This is a genomic window from Streptomyces sp. CB02923 (assembly GCF_001905005.1).
GTDB lineage: Bacteria > Actinomycetota > Actinomycetes > Streptomycetales > Streptomycetaceae > Streptomyces.
On the sequence record NZ_LWKZ01000023.1, the window covers coordinates 843,027 to 859,127 of the forward strand.

14 protein-coding genes are annotated in these 16,101 nt (G+C 71.0%); 5 read left to right on the forward strand and 9 right to left on the reverse strand.

Going from position 1 to position 16,101, the window contains the following annotated elements:
* The first annotated feature begins 20 nt into the window (after nt 1-20).
* Nucleotides 21-443, forward strand: coding sequence for a VOC family protein (locus A6A06_RS21810; RefSeq protein WP_073762943.1), 423 nt, complete (start codon nt 21-23; stop codon nt 441-443).
* Nucleotides 444-563: 120 nt separating this feature from the next.
* On the opposite strand, the gene A6A06_RS21815 is transcribed toward A6A06_RS21810, so the two are convergent.
* Nucleotides 564-1,325, reverse strand: a complete 762-nt coding sequence (locus tag A6A06_RS21815; protein ID WP_073762944.1) for a MerR family transcriptional regulator — start codon at nt 1,323-1,325, stop codon at nt 564-566.
* A 116-nt stretch (nt 1,326-1,441) separates the two neighbouring features.
* Here A6A06_RS21815 and A6A06_RS21820 point away from each other — a divergent pair, with 116 nt between their 5' ends.
* Entirely contained in the window at nt 1,442-1,873 is a 432-nt protein-coding gene (locus tag A6A06_RS21820; protein ID WP_073762945.1) for a nuclear transport factor 2 family protein, read from the forward strand.
* Here A6A06_RS21820 and A6A06_RS21825 read toward each other — a convergent pair.
* From A6A06_RS21825 to A6A06_RS21845, 5 genes are all read right to left on the reverse strand, one after another.
* A complete protein-coding gene (locus A6A06_RS21825) occupies nt 1,837-2,871 on the reverse strand; it encodes a tellurite resistance/C4-dicarboxylate transporter family protein (protein WP_073762946.1) in 1,035 nt (344 codons plus the stop codon). The genes A6A06_RS21820 and A6A06_RS21825 overlap by 37 nt on opposite strands.
* Nucleotides 2,872-2,935: 64 nt before the next feature.
* Nucleotides 2,936-3,700, reverse strand: coding sequence for a respiratory nitrate reductase subunit gamma (gene narI / locus A6A06_RS21830; protein ID WP_079194204.1), 765 nt, complete (start codon nt 3,698-3,700; stop codon nt 2,936-2,938).
* A complete protein-coding gene (gene narJ / locus A6A06_RS21835; RefSeq protein ID WP_073762947.1) occupies nt 3,697-4,323 on the reverse strand; it encodes a nitrate reductase molybdenum cofactor assembly chaperone in 627 nt (208 codons plus the stop codon). The genes narI and narJ overlap by 4 nt, the downstream gene beginning before the upstream one ends.
* Entirely contained in the window at nt 4,320-5,960 is a 1,641-nt protein-coding gene (gene narH, locus A6A06_RS21840; RefSeq protein WP_073762948.1) for a nitrate reductase subunit beta, read from the reverse strand. The genes narJ and narH overlap by 4 nt, the downstream gene beginning before the upstream one ends.
* Nucleotide 5,961: 1 nt before the next feature.
* Complete coding sequence (locus A6A06_RS21845) at nt 5,962-9,675, reverse strand: nitrate reductase subunit alpha (RefSeq protein ID WP_443333765.1); 3,714 nt, start codon at nt 9,673-9,675, stop codon at nt 5,962-5,964.
* 558 nt (nt 9,676-10,233) lie between these two features.
* Between A6A06_RS21845 and A6A06_RS43745 the strand changes: the two genes are divergently transcribed.
* Nucleotides 10,234-10,485 (forward strand): TipAS antibiotic-recognition domain-containing protein, encoded by a 252-nt coding sequence (locus A6A06_RS43745; RefSeq protein WP_338015931.1) that lies wholly within the window; start codon nt 10,234-10,236, stop codon nt 10,483-10,485.
* Nucleotides 10,486-10,518: 33 nt separating this feature from the next.
* On the opposite strand, the gene A6A06_RS21855 is transcribed toward A6A06_RS43745, so the two are convergent.
* From A6A06_RS21855 to A6A06_RS21865, 3 genes are read right to left on the reverse strand one after another with little or no spacing between them, the layout of a single operon-like run.
* Nucleotides 10,519-10,974 carry a hypothetical protein gene (locus A6A06_RS21855; RefSeq protein WP_073762950.1) on the reverse strand — a complete coding sequence of 152 codons (456 nt, stop codon included), beginning with the start codon at nt 10,972-10,974 and terminating at the stop codon, nt 10,519-10,521.
* Nucleotides 10,971-11,945, reverse strand: coding sequence for a hypothetical protein (locus tag A6A06_RS21860; protein ID WP_073762951.1), 975 nt, complete (start codon nt 11,943-11,945; stop codon nt 10,971-10,973). Before A6A06_RS21860 ends, A6A06_RS21855 begins: the two co-directional genes overlap by 4 nt.
* Entirely contained in the window at nt 11,939-13,000 is a 1,062-nt protein-coding gene (locus A6A06_RS21865) for a fatty acid desaturase family protein (RefSeq protein WP_073762952.1), read from the reverse strand. The genes A6A06_RS21860 and A6A06_RS21865 overlap by 7 nt, the downstream gene beginning before the upstream one ends.
* A 223-nt stretch (nt 13,001-13,223) precedes the next feature.
* Here A6A06_RS21865 and A6A06_RS21870 point away from each other — a divergent pair, with 223 nt between their 5' ends.
* Together A6A06_RS21870 and A6A06_RS21875 are read left to right on the forward strand one after the other, a co-directional pair.
* On the forward strand, nt 13,224-14,882 hold the full coding sequence (locus tag A6A06_RS21870) for an aldehyde dehydrogenase family protein (protein ID WP_073762953.1): 1,659 nt from the start codon (nt 13,224-13,226) through the stop codon (nt 14,880-14,882).
* 41 nt (nt 14,883-14,923) lie between these two features.
* Nucleotides 14,924-16,063, forward strand: a complete 1,140-nt coding sequence (locus tag A6A06_RS21875; protein ID WP_073762954.1) for an acyl-CoA dehydrogenase family protein — start codon at nt 14,924-14,926, stop codon at nt 16,061-16,063.
* Nucleotides 16,064-16,101: the final 38 nt, after the last annotated feature.

The following is a 16,101-nucleotide window of genomic DNA, read 5'->3' on the forward strand; positions in this document are numbered from 1 at the left end:
GCGCATACGGTGACCCCGTGATGCCGATCAAGAAGTTCCAAGTCACCTTCGACTGCGCGGAACCGGAGCGCCTGGCTCGTTTCTGGTGCGAGGTGCTGGGGTACGTTGTGTCGCCGCCGCAGGGCTTCGCCACGTGGGACGATTACCGGCGTTCCCAGCCGCCTGAGCAGCAGGACGCGTGGTGCGCCTGCGTCGACCCTTCAGGCGTGGGCCCGCGGCTGTACTTCCAGCGCGTCCCCGAAGGCAAGGCCGTCAAGAACCGGGTACACCTCGACGTGCGGGTCGGCACCGGGCTCGTCGGTGAAGAGCGCCTCGCCGCCCTTGAGGCCGAGCGCGAACGACTGGTTCCGCTCGGAGCGGTATACGTACAGACGCTGTATGACGGCACCGATTCGTGCATCCCGATGCTGGACATCGAGGGCAACGAGTTCTGCATCGACTGAGAGCCGCGAACGTGACAGGCGGCCGTTCCTCGACAGCCGGCTGCGGGCCCTTTGCCGGCCGTACCGGCAAAGGGCCCGGCCCGGCAGGGCCGCCGCACCCCCGTGACGGCGGCCCCCGGCTCAGCGCAGCCGAGTCGCGGCGTACGCCTCGATGGCGGCCCGCTGGTACGCGGCCAGGCCCGGCGCGACCGCCTCGTACACCGCGCGCCAGTGCTCGTTCTCCACGCAGGTACGCCCGATCGCGCGGTACTCCTCACCGGTGGCTGCCCGGATGCGGGCCAGCGTCCGGTACTGGGTGTCGATCTCGGCCTGCACCGCGTCGGCGTCAGCGGGCAGGCCCGCGGCCAACAGCTCGGCCAGCCGGATCATCTGCGCCGTGCGCTCGCGCTCGTCGGCCTCGCTCTCGGCCTCGCTCAACGCCTCGGTGTGCCGTTCGACGGCCCCGGCCAGCTCCGGGAAACCGTGCAGGGCCTTCATGCACTGGGCAGACCGGATGCCCTCGAACAGGTTCTCCGGCCGGCTGATGCTGATCATGTCGGTGCCGTCCTTTCTGGACTGCTCCAGTTCGGTGATCGTGCGGGCGACGGTGCCGGCCAGGGCATCCAGCCGGTCGCGCTCGGCGAGCAGCCGACGGTGATGACCCCGCAGCGCCTCCAGCTCGTCGACCTGCGCGGCCAGGACCCGGCCGATCTCGGGCAGGCCCAGTCCCAGCGCCCGCAGCACGAGAACCTGCTGCAGACGCAGCAGTTGGCGCTCCTCGTAGTAGCGGTGGCCGTTGTCCCCGATCCAGGCCGGCGACAGCAGGTCGATGGCGTCGTAGTGCCGTAGCGTCCGGGCCGTCACACCCGACATCCGGGCGACCTCCGCGATCGGCCAGGCCATCGCCGCCTCCCTCACACGCGCTTCACCGGGCCGGAATCTCCCGCCCTGTTCAGGACGGTAGAGGCTGCCGCTGCGGCAGCTTCAAGAACCGGGCAGGCTCAACTACCCTGCCGGATATGCCGGGTCTGCCACAGCACCCCCATGTCGAAACAGCCGTCCGCTACCACGAGGCGGTCGCCCGAGGCGCCGTGGGCGAGGAACTCGCCCGCTACTTCCACGCGTGCGTGGTGCAGGAGGAGTTCCCCAACGCGCTGTTCCCCGATGGCGTCCGACGCGACCTGTCCGACGTACTGGAGAGCGCCGAGCGGGGCCGGGCACTGCTCGGACACCAGCGGTTCGAGGTGCACAACGCGGTCGCGGCCGGTGACCAGGTAGCCGTGGAGGTGACGTGGACCGGAACCCTCGCCACCCCGATGGGGAGCCTGCCTGCCGGTCACGTGTTGCGGGCCCGTATCGCGGTCTTCCTTGAGTTCCGTGACGGCAAGATCTGCGCCCAGCGCAACTACGACTGCTACGAACGACTGGTGCGGGACCAGGACCCGGTGTAGCGGCGCAGGCTCTCCGCGCCGACCAGGGCCCACGCGGCCACTGCCGCCCACGCCACCGTCCGTCCTGCCGTTTCCCACAGGCCCGCACCCGTCGCCCGCCCCGCCTGCTGGGTGGCCACGGCGTACATGCCGAGCGGGAAGACCGCCGACCACCAGGACGGTTCGTAGCGCAGCGGTACGCGGTGCCTGATGTGCCGCCATGCTCCGGCGCCCAGCAGGACCGGAATCAGCACCGTCGCCCAGCCCGACACGGCCGTCAGCGCCACGATGATCACCGTTCTGACCGGCCCGCCCCAGGGGGTGGACAGCAGCAGGCTCGCACCTGCCAGGACGCTGATGGCTCCTGCTCCCATGGCGATCCAGTACACCGGAGTCAGCTCCGCCGGAGTGACACCGTGGTGCCGCAGGCGTATCCAGACCAGCGACGTGATCGTGACGTACGCCAGGACGCCCGCTGCCCAGCAGCAGGCCCCGGCCACCGCCGTCATGGTCCCGGCCTGAATCTCTGTGGTGGCCACGACGACCGACTGCGGGCCGACCACGACAAGGAACCAGCTGCCGTCGGGCCGCGCCGACCGGGCCCGGACCACGGTGACGACCGTTCGCAGGACCAGCGCCACACAGGACAGGGCGCCACCGGCCAGCAGGCCGATGGCGAGGGGGCGCCAGCGGCCTGCGGCGAGGCCGGCGGCCAGGACGTCGGATGCGGCCACGAACGTGAAGAACCCGAAGGCACGGGCCGGGTCGGCCGCGTCCTGCGCCACCCGGCTGCGGTGCGCGGCGATCCGCCAGACGGTCGCGCCGACGAGTCCGGCGTAGAGCAGCGCACCCAGCATCAGCAGGACACGGGCCAGGGATCGCGCGCCGATGGTGGTGGCTGCCCTGGAGACGATGCCCGCTGCCATGACGCAGGCGAAACACCCCGGCGGGAGCCGCTCGATGCCTTCCCGCGCGCGGGTCCGGTAGCTCTTCCGGCTGAGTGCGCCCTCGTGGCCCATGGATACTCCAACTTCTTCGGGCACGAGTGAGACACGCGGTGTCGGCCCGGAGGTGCGGCTGCGCTTACCTCGGGTGTCGCTCCGGGGGCCGGGCCGGTGTTTCCGCACGTACCTGGTGCGGGGTGCCGGACGGCGTGGCCGGGCGGTAGGGGCCGCGTCGGCGGGAGCGGTAGATGACGTAGGGGCGGATGAGGTAGCCGAGGGGCGCGGTGAAGGCGTGGATCAGGCGGCTGAACGGCCACAGGGCGAACAGCGCCATCCCCAGCAGCGCGTGCAGTTGGTAGACGAACGGGGCCTGGGCCATGGCACCGACGTCGGGGTCGAGGGCGAAGAGACTGCGGAACCAGACCGAGACGCCGAGCCGGTAGTCGTAGGGGTTGCTGACGGAGGAGGCGGTGGCCAGCAGCCCGGCCAGCAGGACGGTGATCAGCAGGGGGAGGACCAGGCGGTCGCTGCGGCTGGTCGCGGTCCGGACGGCGGGCACCCGGAGGCGGCGGAAGAGGAGGATGGCGAGGCCCGCGACGGCGGCGAGGCCCGCCGAGCCGCCGACGGCCAGGGCGGACAGGTGATACAGGGGTTCGCCGATGTGCAGGCGTTCGGTGAGGGCTTCGGGTACGAGCAGGCCCATGACGTGCCCGCCGATGACCAGGAACAGGGCGTAGTGGAAGAGGGGCCCGCCGATGCGCAGCAGGCGGGATTCGTGGAGCTGGCTGGAGCGGGTGGTGAAGCCGAAGCGGTCGTAGCGGTAGCGCCAGGCGGTGCCCGCGACCAGCACGGCCAGGACGAGGTAGGGCAGTACTCCCCACAGCGCGATGTGGACGTGGGTCACCTGCGGGCTCCTTCGCTGCTCGGCGCTCCATCGGCGGGAAACGGGTCGAGGCCCACGTTCTCGGTCGGCGGTCCGCCGCGCGCCAGAGCGAGGGCGGCGGCGCGGTCGGCGGGCGCCGGGCCCGGCAGCGTGTCGCGCACGGCGCGCAGGACCTCGGCGTAAGGGCTGCGATACGTCTCCAGCGCGTGGGCGAGCAGGTCGAGGGCGGGCCGGTGCTCGCGCAGCAGGCGCAGGCCGGGTTCGGGGCAGCGCGCGGTGAATTCCAGTGCGGCCGGCAGAAAGTCGGGCAGTTCGCCGTCGCCCTGCTGCCAGCCGTGGGTACGGTAGAGGGCTTTGAGGCGGGCCAGGGAGGCGCCTCGGCGGCGGGTGTCGCCGTCGGTGTAGTAGGTCAGGTGCAGGGTGCGGCGTCGGCTGCGGTCGAAGGTGAGGACGTAGCGGGCTGCGAGGTCCAGGGCCGGTACGGTCCGGGCGTAGGCGCAGAAGCGCAGCAGCGCGGCCGGTGGCTCCCCGGGCAGCCGGCTCATCGTATCGGTGACGGCGGCCAGCCGTACGGGCCAGTCGCCGTCGGGGTAGGTCAGGAGCAGGGAGGCCGCCTGGTGGATGGCGGGGCGGACGGCTGTCATTGTTCGCTCTCCCGGCGGCGGGGGAACAGGCCGCGGGGTGTACCCCGGCCGTTCCAGTTGAGGAGGTTCACACGGCCGCGCAGTCCGTCACCGGCTGCGACCGGTTCCGGGGCGGGCGGGGTATGGAAGGTGTCCATGCCCGGCAGGCCGGCGTCGTACATTCCCGGGCCGCCGTTTCCGTCGAGGCTGCATCCGTCGTCCAGCGTGTCCGGGGGGAGGGTTCCGGTGTAGCTGGTGGGGATGACGTAGCGGTCCTCGTACTTGGCCAGTGCGAGCAGCCGGTACATGGCCTCGATGTCGTCTCCGCCGAGGCCGACGGCTTGGGCGATGGCGGGGTCCCTGGGGTCGCCGAGGTTGATGCGGCGCATGTAGGTGCGCATGGCGGCCAGGCGGCACAGGGCGGCTTCGACGGGGGCGGTGTCGCCCGCGGTGAAGAGGTGGGCGAGGTAGTCCAGGGGGATGCGCAAGGTGTCGATGGCGCCGAAGAGGTTGGCGGGGTCCTCGCCGTCGTGGCCGCTGCGGGTGAGGGAGTCGACGATGGGGGACAGCGGCGGCACGTACCAGACCATGGGCATGGTGCGGTACTCCGGGTGCAGGGGCAGCGCGACACGGTAGTCGGTGATCAGCGCGCGGACGGGGGAGCGGCGGGCGGCGGTGACCCAGTCGTGCGGGATGCCGGAGGCCTCGGCGGCGCGGGCGACCTCGGGGTCGAAGGGGTCGAGGAAGCAGCCGAGCTGGGCCTCGTAGAGGTCCTTCTCGTCGGGGACGCGGGCGGCTTCACCGACCTTGTCGGGGTCGTAGAGGACGACGCCGAGGTAGCGCAGCCTGCCCACGCAGGTCTCCGAGCAGACGGTGGGCTCGCCCGCTTCGATGCGCGGGTAGCAGAGGGTGCATTTCTCGGCCTTGCCGGTCCGGTGGTTGAAGTAGATCTTCTTGTACGGGCAGCCGGACACGCACATGCGCCAGCCGCGGCAGCGGTCCTGGTCGACGAGGACGATGCCGTCCTCGATGCGCTTGTAGAGGGCGCCGGAGGGGCACACGGCCACGCAGGACGGGTTGAGGCAGTGTTCGCAGATGCGGGGCAGGTAGAACATGAACGCCTGCTCGTACTCCAGGCGCACCTTCTCGTTCATCTGCCGCAGCACCGGGTCGGCTGCCAGCTGGTCGGGGCCGCCGCCGAGGTCGTCGTCCCAGTTGGGGCCCCAGGTGATGTCGGTGGGGCGGCCGTCGATGAGGGAGCGGGGCGGCGCGGTGGGCAGGTCCTCGCCGAGCGGCGCGGTGGTCAGGTTCGCGTAGTCGTAGGTCCAGGGTTCGTAGTAGTCGCTCAGGGCGGGCAGCTCGGGGTTGGCGAACAGGCGGGCCAGCCGTCGGGCGCGGCCGCCGGAGCGCGGGACGAGCCGGCCGCCCTTGAGCCGCCAGCCGCCCTTCCAGCGGTCCTGGTCCTCATGGCCGCGGGGGTAGCCCTGGCCGGGCCTGGTCTCGACGTTGTTGAACCACACGTATTCCGTACCGGTGCGGTTGGTCCAGGTCTGCTTGCAGGTGACCGAGCAGGTGTGGCAGCCGATGCACTTGTCGAGGTTCATCACCATGGCCACCTGGGCCATGACACGGCGGGTGGGGGGTGTCCCGCGGGGCATGTCAGTACTCCACGTTCTGCGAGCGGCGTCGGATGACGGTGACGGCGTCGCGCTGGTTGCCGGTGGGTCCGTAGTAGTTCGGGGCGAAGGACAGCTGGCCGTAGCCGCCGATGAGGTGGGTGGGCTTGATCAGGAGTTTGGTGAGTGCGTTGTGGACGCCGCCGCGACGGCCGGTGGCCTCGGACTTGGGCACGTTCACCAGGCGTTCCTGTACGTGGTACATGAACACCGTGCCCGGCGGCATACGGTGCGAGACGACGGCGCGGGCGACGACCACGCCGTTCGGGTTGACCGCCTCGATCCAGTCGTTGTCGGCGGCCTCGATCCGCGCCGCGTCCTCGACGCTGATCCAGATGACCGGCCCGCCGCGGGCCAGGGTCTGCATGAGCAGGTTCTCCTGGTACTCGGAGTGGATCGACCACTTCGAGTGCGGAGTGACGTAGCGGACCGTCACCGAGCGAGCGCTCCCCACCCCCGTCGGGGAGTGTTCGCCCAGTGCGGCCAGGTCCAGGGGCGGCCGGTAGACGGGCAGTTGCTCACCGAGTTCGGCCATCCAGTCGTGGTCGAGGTAGAAGTGCTGGCGCCCGGTGAGGGTGTGCCAGGGCTTGCGGTGCTCGGTGTTGATCGTGAACGGCGCGTACCGGCGCTCGGGTCCTTCCTTGCCCGACCACTCGAAGCTGGCGCCCACCTGCACCGGGCGCGCCTGGGTGTCGGAGAAGACCACCCGCCGCTCGGCGACCGACTCGCCGAGGGTTTCCAGCCGGCTGTCCGGGCCGCAGCGTTCGGCCAGCCGCGCGAAGCCTTCGGCGGCCAGCCGACCGTTGGTGGTGCCGGAGAGGGCGAGGATCGCCTCGCACAGTTTCACGTCCGTGTCCAGCAGCGGCCGGCCCCGTACGGGTTCCGGGCGGGCCGTTCCGCACCGGTCGGCCAGCCACCGGGCCTCCGCCCGCGGGTACACGGTCACGCCCTTGACGGTCATGCCCGCCTCCTCGGCCAGCGGCCCCAGGCTCGCCAGCTTCGCGGCCACGGCCGTGTAGTCCCGCTCGACGAGAGCGAACGCCGGGAGGTTGTGGCCGGGCCGGGGCGGGCCTGCCTCCCGCCAGTCGGGCACCACGCCGCCGGGCTGTGCCGTCTCGCCGGGCGTGTCGTGCTGCAGGGCGGTGGCCACCAGGTCGTGGCGGGTGTCCAGCCTCCCCCGGGCCAGTTCGCTGAACTTCGCCGCCAGGCTCTGGAAGATCTCGAAGTCGGTACGGGCCTGCCAGGGCGGGTCGATGGCGGGGGAGAAGGCGTGCACGTAGGGGTGCATGTCCGTGCTGGACAGGTCGTGCTTCTCGTACCAGGTGGCGGCGGGCAGCACCAGGTCCGCCATCAGGGTCGTGGAGGTCATCCGGAAGTCCAGCGCCAGCAGCAGGTCCAGCTTGCCGCGCGGTGCCTGCTCGTGCCAGGTGACATCGCGCGGCCGTGACTCGGGCGGCGCTTCCTCGGCGCTCGCGTTGTCGCCGGCGCCCAGCAGATGCCGCAGGAAGTACTCGTTGCCCTTGGCGGAGGAACCGATCAGGTTCGCCCGCCATACCGTCAGTACCCGCGGCCAGTTCGCCGGATCGTCCGGGTCCTCGCACGCGAAACGCAACTGTCCTTGCCGGAGCCGGTCGGCGACCCACTGCCCCGGCTCGCGTCCGGCGGCGCGTACCTGTTCCCCCAGGGTCAGGGGGTTGTCGCTGAAGGTGGGCGCGGAGGGCATCCAGCCCAGGCGGGCCGACTGCGCCACCAGGTCGGCGGTGTGACGGCCTGCGAACAGCCCCCGGCCCGTCGCGGAGGCCAGCGCGTCGGCGCGGTAGGACTCGTAGCGCCACTGGTCGGTGTGCAGGTACCAGAACGGTGTCCCGGCCATCTGCCGCGAGGGCCGCACCCAGTCCGCCGCGCTCTGCACCTGCTGCCAGCCCGCGTACGGGCGCACCTTCTCCTGGCCGACGTAGTGCGCCCAGCCGCCCCCGTTGACGCCCTGGCAGCCGGTCAGCAGCAACAGCGTCAGAAACGAACGGTAGATGGTGTCCGAGTGGAACCAGTGGTTGGTGCCGGCTCCCATCACGATCATGCAGCGCCCGCGCGTCTTCTCCGCGGTGTGCGCGAACTCCCGCGCGGCCCTTACCACCGCACCCGCCGGAACCGAGGTCAGCGACTCCTGCCAGGCCGGCGTGCACGGCAGTTCCGCATCGTCGTACCCCTCGGGCCACTGCCCCGACAGGCCCGGACGGTGCACGCCGTACCGGGCCAGCAGCAGGTCGAAGACGGTCGTCACCCACCGCCCGCCGATCTCGCGCACCGGAACCGCCCGGCGTACGGTGCCTCCGCCGCCGGACACACCTTCCGCGCCCTGGTCGAAGCGCGGCAGAAGGACCTCCACGCTGGTCCCGGCCCGCTCCTCGTAAAAGGTGAGCAGGGGGTCCACGTCACCCAGGCCGAGATGCCAGCGGCCCGCACCGTGCTCGGACCACCGTTCCCCCAGCGTCCCGGGCGGCGCCACGGGAGCACCACGGCCCGCGTCGAAGACCACCGGCTTCCAGCGCCGGTACTCCTCCGCCTGCCCCGCCTCCGCCCGGTCCTCCTCGGACCGGTTCTCCTCGGACAGGTCCAGGTCGGCCGCCGTGACGAACTTGCCCGGAACGAAGGACGTACCGCGCCGCTCCACCTCCACGAGAAACGGCAGATCGGTGAAGGACTTCACATAGTCCGTGAAGTACGGCACCTGCCGGTCGACGAAGAATTCGCGCAGGATCACATGTCCCATGGCCATCGCCAGGGCTCCGTCGGTGCCCGGGTGGGGGTGCAGCCATTCGTCGGCGAACTTGGTCGCGTCCGCGTAGTCGGGGGAGACCACGACGACTTTCTGGCCGCGGTAGCGGGCCTCGGCCATCCAGTGCGCGTCGGGGGTGCGGGTGACCGGCACGTTGGAGCCCCACAGCATCAGGTACGCCGCGTCCCACCAGTCGCCCGACTCCGGTACGTCGGTCTGGTCGCCGAAGACCTGTGGCGAGGCGATCGGCAGGTCCGCGTACCAGTCGTAGAACGAGAGCATCGGCGCGCCGAGCAGCGCCATGAACCGGGCGCCGACCGCGTGCGAGGCCATCGACATCGCCGGAATCGGCGAAAAGCCCGCCACCCGGTCGGGACCATGAGTCCGGATGGTGTGTACGTGGGCGGCGGCCGCGATCTCCAGGGCCTCGTCCCAGCCCAGCCGCACCAGCCCGCCCTTGCCGCGTGCGTCCTGGTAACGCCGGCGCTTGTCCGCGTCGCCGGTGACCTCGGCCCAGGCCGCCACCGGATCATTCAGACGCTGCCGGGCTTCCCGGTACATTTCCAGGAGGACACCGCGCACATGCGGATAGCGCACTCGGGTCGGCGAATACGTGTACCAGGAGAACGACGCGCCCCGCGGGCAACCGCGCGGCTCGTATTCCGGGCGGTCCGGGCCCACCGACGGGTAGTCCGTCTGCTGCGTCTCCCAGGTGATCAGACCGTCTTTGACGTACACCTTCCAGGAACACGAACCCGTGCAGTTCACCCCGTGGGTCGAGCGCACCACCTTGTCGTGCGCCCACCGCTCACGGTACGGAGCGTCGTTGACCTGCTGGTCCGGACGGTAGACCGCGCGCCGGTCGGATGTCGTCGCGGTCCCCTGCAACTGCTGGCCGAGCTGCAGTAATCGCTCTGCCACCTCACCCGCCACACGTTCCGCTGCCTTGCGTGCTCCGCGATGCGTCACGGCCGGACGTCCCTTCTCTCCGTGCGGCGGCACCCTGTGTCCTGACAGCGGGCATCGCGCATTTTCGGGCCAAGTTTGACCCCGAAAGCGCTCCCCGAACCGCCCCGGTGAACACAATTGGACAGAGTTATACGCAACCTTCCATGTGCTTTGCTCAACCTGCCGCACGCATATGCGAGAAGCGATTGCTTGTATGACTGGAGATATATACAACGCCGTCGATGCGATTCCGGTGGACGGGGCGGCGACGCCATCGAGGCCGGTCGTTCGAACGCGAGGTGTGGTGGAGGTAAAAAGCCGTCTTCCGTCGAATGGCGGGGGCCATCCCGACGTGAGCGTGCGGTCCGCTGCGGCGCTTATTCGATACGGGAAGCACGTTCGAGGGCATCCGCCCCGCCCAGTACATGCAGAGCCTGCGTGACTTCCCGGAGCTCGCCGAGGCCATCGAACGGCACACCCCGGCCTTGACCGAGGCGGAGATCGAGGCCGGTCACCGCGCGCACAGCACAGATGATCCGGCTCACCGAACTGCTGGCCGCCGGTCTCTCCGCCGACACCGATCGGACGCAGGCCGAGATCGACACCCAGTACCGCGCGCTGGTCCGGATCCGGCCGGCCACCGCCGAGGAATACCGTGCGATCGGGCGCTCCTGCGTGGACAACGCACACTGGCGCGCGGCGTACGAGTCGATCGCGCCGGGCCTGGCCGCGTACCGGCGCGATGCCATCGAGGTGTACGCCGCGGCACGATTGCGGTACTGAAGCAGGCCACGGGCCCGTCATCGCGGGGGCCACTTACCTCCAGGGGCAGCGGGGGAGGCCGGGAACGGGGTCCTGCTCGGTCCACAGATGGTCGGCGGGGATGCTGCCCCAGGCCTTCAGGGTGGGGAACTGAAGGGCTTCGTCGCCCTGCGTGTAGTACCAGACGTTGTTGCCGCCCGGGTGCGGATCGCCCAGCGTCCAGCATACGAACCAACTGGTGGAGGACTTCAGCCGACCGGTCACCGGCGCCGTGAAGTACGCCCGGCCGTAGAGGTCGCCGGGTTTGTTCTCGCAGTAGAGGTCCTTGGAGAAGGAGTTGCCGAGGGTGTCCGCGTGGTGCACGCCGTCACGGAGATGACACGTACGCGCGGGCGCGGACGAGGGAGCGGCGGACGCCGGGACCGTGGTCAGAACGCCGACGCCGGTGAGTGCGACGGCAACCAGGGCCGTACGGAGCCGGGCGGCACGGCGGGGGCCGGGCGGCCTCATCGGCGGTCTCCCGCCGCCTGCTTCAGACCGGGCGAGGTCTTGCCCGGTACGCAGGCCGGCAGTCCGGGGAACGGGTCCACCGTCGTCGTCAGCCGGTAAGCCGGGATATAGCCCCACCCCTTGCGCTGCGGCCAGTTGAGGATCCTGTCGCCCTGGGTGTAGTACCAGATGCGGTTCTGCCCGGCGTGCAGTTCGCCGGTCTCCCAGCACACGAACCAGCTCAGGGTGGTGATGAGCTTGCCGACCACCATGGCGTAGTTCTCCGTCTTGGCGTAGACGTCGCCGACGACGTTCTCGCAGTACAGATCCCGGGTGAAGTTCTTTCCGGTGAAGTCGGTGTGGGAGACGTTACTGCGGAGCTGGCAGATGCCTGAGGGGCGGTGGGCGGCGGCCCGGACACCGTGGGTCGCGGCCCGGTCGCCGTGGGAGGCGGCGGGCCCGGCCGGTGACTGCGTCTTCGCCGCTTCGTCCTGCAATGCCCACTGGCACTTGGGTACCCCCGGAGCCGGATGGGCCCCCGAGTGAACCAGGTTGCCCGGCAGGTAGCCCCAGCCCTTCGCGGAGGGACGGGAGACGATCTCGTCGCCCTGCGTGTAGTACCAGAAGCTGTTGCCGGCCGGGGTCGGGTCGCCGGTCTTCCAGCACACGAACCAGCTCCGGGTGGTGAGCATCCTGGCCACGACCGGGCTGTCCGAGAACGACTGGAGCCGTACGTCTCCCCGCGTGTTGTCGCAGACGACATCGTGGTCGAACCACGCGCCCGTCCAGTCGACGTGCTGGCTTCCGTCCCGGGTCACACACGCGGCGACGCGCGCCGCCGGGCCCACTCGCTCCTCCGGCGGGCGGGCCTGGGCCGCCCCCGGCATGAGGGTCGCGGCGACCAGGAACGCCGCGGCGGCCAGGGCCGCCCCGACCGCCCCGGACCGGGCTCTTCGCGCGGCCCGTACAGCCGCGACCGGCGAATTCAGCACGAGGTGACGCTCCTTCCGGACCGGTGCCCCCGGCGGATCGGCGCGGAGACGGCGTGCAGATACGAGGCCACGTCCCGGTACGAGCGCAGGAAGCCGACCTCGTGATAGCGCAGACCGCGCCGGGCGCAGTATTCCCGCGTCAGTTGCCGGGCCCGGGGCAGGTTCTTCTGCGGCATGGCAGGGAAAAGGTGGTGTTCCACCTGGAAATTGAGGCCACCGTAGAGGAAATTCATCAGCGGCGACGGACGGATGTTGCGTGAGGTGAGGACCTGCCGCTCCAGCCAGTCCAGTGACTCCTCCGCGCCGTCCCGGATGTCCATGCCTTTGTGGTTCGGGGCGAAGAGCAGCCCGAAATACACGCCTTGCACGGCCTGCTGGACGAGGATGAACACCACGGCCTGGGCGGGAGTGAGGACCCAGAACGCCAGGGAGAGATAGACGACGGCGCGGGTGATGATGAGTGCCGCTTCCACGGCGGGCCGTTCGACCTCGCCGCGACGGATGAGCCGTACGGCATTGCGCTGCATCTTGAAGAGTTCCTGGACGAGCAGGACGAAGAACAGCACGCTCTGATACCGCACGATGAACCGCTGGCGCCCCCGGCGGGACGGATACTGCTTCAGGTCGAAGATCGCCGTGCGGCGGCCGATGTCCGGGTCCAGCTCCAGGTGGTTGGGGTGGGCGTGGTGACGGTTGTGGTGGCTCACCCACCAGCCGTAACTCACCCCGTTGACCAGGTTGGCGTGGATCAGTCCGACGGCTGTCGAGAGTCTTTTGCTGCGGAACATCGCCTTGTGTCCGGCGTCGTGCCACATGAATGCCGACTGCGCTCCGCAGAAACCCATCCACACCGCGACCGCCGGCTGCCACCACGAGGCGCCCAGTGTGCGGAACGCCGTGAATCCCAGCGCCAGCAAAGCCGTGTTGAAGGCCAGCTTTCCCACGTAATAGCGCGGCCGGAGTTCGAGCAGCCCTTCGGCCTTCACCTGGTGCAGCAATTCCGCGAACGACGCGGACGGCGCCGGTGGCGCGGCACTTCCCTGTGGAGCCGTCATACGCGATCTCCTCTGTTCCCGGCGGGCGTGTTCCGGCGGGCGTGTTCCGGCGGGTGTGCGCAGCCAGTGTGGCCGCCGCCGCTGACGGCCCGCTGATGAGCCGCTGACGGCCGGGCCCCGCGTCCGTACGGCGGTCAGCGCGCTGTCAGCCGGGTGTCAGACGGGCGTGCCAGGATCCCGCTCATGGGCACGTTCGTCACCGGCCGGGGGAGGTCCGTACGCGATGAATTCCGCCGAACATCTCCGCCCGGCACGGCCGGTACGCACCCCGGCCGCCGCGCCGCCGCGCAGCTACCCCTCGTACATCGCAGGCCGTGACGCGGATGCCGGGAACGGCGACTGGGTCTACACCGTCAGCTCCCGCTCCCTCCTGGAGGACGTGTTCGCCAGCGTCGCCCTCAAACGCAGGCTGGAGCGCGACCCCGGCTCCGCCGCGGCCGGCCATCCCTACGTCGTCGGCCGGGTCGCGGTCACCTCGCCCGAGGACAACGAGCGGGCGCTGCGCGCGGCCCGCGAGGCCGCCCCCGCCTGGGCCGCGGTCCCCCTGGAGGACCGAATGCGGCTCGGCGCCGCCTTCCGGGCGCGTCTGTTGCGCCACGAGGAGGAGTTCCTGGGCCTGCTGACGGCCGAAGCGCATCCGCGCGCCCTCGCCCGTTGGGAGCTGAGCTGTCTGCTACAGACCTACAGCGACGAAACCCTCGCCTGGTGCCGCCAGCAGATGCACACCGAGATCCGGCACGGCGGGCGCCGCCTGATCGTCCGCCGGCAGCCCGACGGCGTGGTCTGCCTGAACCCGCCGCAGAACGCCCCGGCTCCCAGCGCCGCGCTCGCCGTCCTCGCCGTGATGGCGGGCAACGCCGTCGTCGTACGGGCCCCGCGCAGCATCGCGCTGAGCACCCTGTACGTCCTGCGCGACCTGGCCGTACCGCTCCTGGAGGACATGGGCGCCCCGCCCGGCACGCTGAGTGTGGTCTGCGGCAACCCCCGTTCCACCATGGACCGGTGGCTGGAGAGTCCGTACGTCGACGACATCTTCTACATCGGCGGCTGTACGGAGGGACTGAGCATCGAGCGGCGGTGCGTGGCAGGCGGCAAGAAACCCGTCCTGGAACTGGCCGGCAACGACACCGTCGTGGTGTGGGCCGACGCCGACCTCGACTGGGCCGCCGAAGCGGCCTGCGAGGCGTTCTACGGCTCCGGGCAGATCTGCATGGTGCCCAACCGCGTCATCGCCCACCCCGCCGTCGCCGACGACCTGACCGCCCGCATCGCCGAGAAGGCCCGCGCCGTACGGCCCGGCTACCCCGAGGACGACGGCGTACTGCTGACGCCCGTACGCCGCAGCGAACGGTTCTTCGCGCTGCTCGACCAGGCCCTCGCCGGGGGCGCCCGCCTCGTGTGCGGCGGCGCACGTACCGAACTGGACGGCACCCGTTCGGCCACCGGCGTCTTCCTGGAACCGACCGTGGTACGGGCCGACGGCCTGGAGCGGGCCGCGCGCCTGGACGTGGTCCGCGAGGAGACCTTCTTCCCGCTGCTGCCCGTCGTCGTCCCCGGCCCCGCCGGTGACGACCGCCTCCTCGACGACATGATCCGGTTCGTGAACGGCAACGCCTACGGGCTGCGCAACTCGCTGTGGACCCGCTCGCGGGACATCGCCGACACCTTCGTACGCCGGGTCACCAACGGCGGCCTGCTCAAGGTCAACGACTCGCACATCGGATTCCTGCCCTACCTGCCCAGCCACGGCGGCACCGGCCTGACCGGCGGCGTCCACGGCGAGGCCAACTACCCCATGCTCAAGACCTCGCATCTGCAGGGCGTCAGCGTCGGCGCCGGCGTCAGTCCGCTGCGCGCCGTCTTCGGCGACCGGCGCGGCTGACCCGGCCGCCCTGCCGCGGCACACACCCCGGAGGTGCCACCGTGCGCTCCCTCGACCAGGCTCGCGCCGTGTGCGAGCGCTACCATCCCGGCCTCGGCCAGGCCCTGGAGGCCGTCCCGCCCACCGCCCGGGAAGCCCCCGGCAGCCCCGTCATCGACCTCTTCCGCAAACACGGCGGCGTCTCCCTGCTGGTGCCCCGGCGGTTCGGCGGCCAGGGAGCGGACCCGGTCGACGGGGTCCGTGTCATGCGCGCCGTCGGCTCCTACTCGCCCTCCCTGGCCGCCGCCGTCGCCATGCACCACTTCACCGTCGCGATGCTCTACGCCCTCGCCGCGGAGACCGGCCGCCTCACCCCCGCCCAGCTGGCGGTCCTCGGCCGGGTCGTCCCCGAACAGCTGCTGCTGGCCTCCGGCTGGGCCGAAGGACGCACCCGGCAGAACATCCTGCTGCCGTCGGTGACCGCCCGCCCCGACGGTGACGGCTACCGCCTCAACGGCGGCAAGAAACCCTGCAGCCTCTCCCGCTCCATGGACCTGCTCACCGCGAGCATCGCCGTCGAAGGTCCCGGCGGCGCCTCCGAACTGGCCCTCGCCCTGATCCCGGCCGGCTCCGAGGGCATCAGCGTGCAGCCGTTCTGGGGCAACGACGTGCTGGCCGGCGCGGAGAGCGACGAAGTCCGCCTGCGGGAGGTGTACGTACCGCGCGATCTGGTCATCCACACCACCGCCGAGGACCCGCACCGCCTCGACGACCTCCAGCAGGCCGGTTTCGTCTGGTTCGAACTGCTGGTCGCCGCCGGTTACGCGGGCGCGGCCTCGGCCCTGGCCGGCCGCGTCCTGGAACGCGAACGCGGCAGCGTCGCGGAGCGCTCCGCCCTCGCCGTACGCGTCGAGTCCTCCTACGCGCTGCTGGAGGGCACCGCCCGCGCCGTACGCGACGGACTCGCCGGGGACGACGCGGTCGCCGCCGTCCTCGTGGCACGCTTCGCCGCCCAGGAGATGCTCGGCCACGCCGCCGACCTGGCCCTGGAACTCCTCGGCGGCATCGACTTCATCCGCTCCGGCGACAGCGCCCTGCTCGCCCGCTCCGTACGGCCGCTGGCCTTCCACCCGCCCTCGCGCACCAGCACCGCCGACGCGCTGGTGGCCTACTTCTGCGGCGCGCCCCTGATCCTGTCCTGACCGCCCCGCGCCCTTCCGCCCGCGCCCTTCCGCCCGCG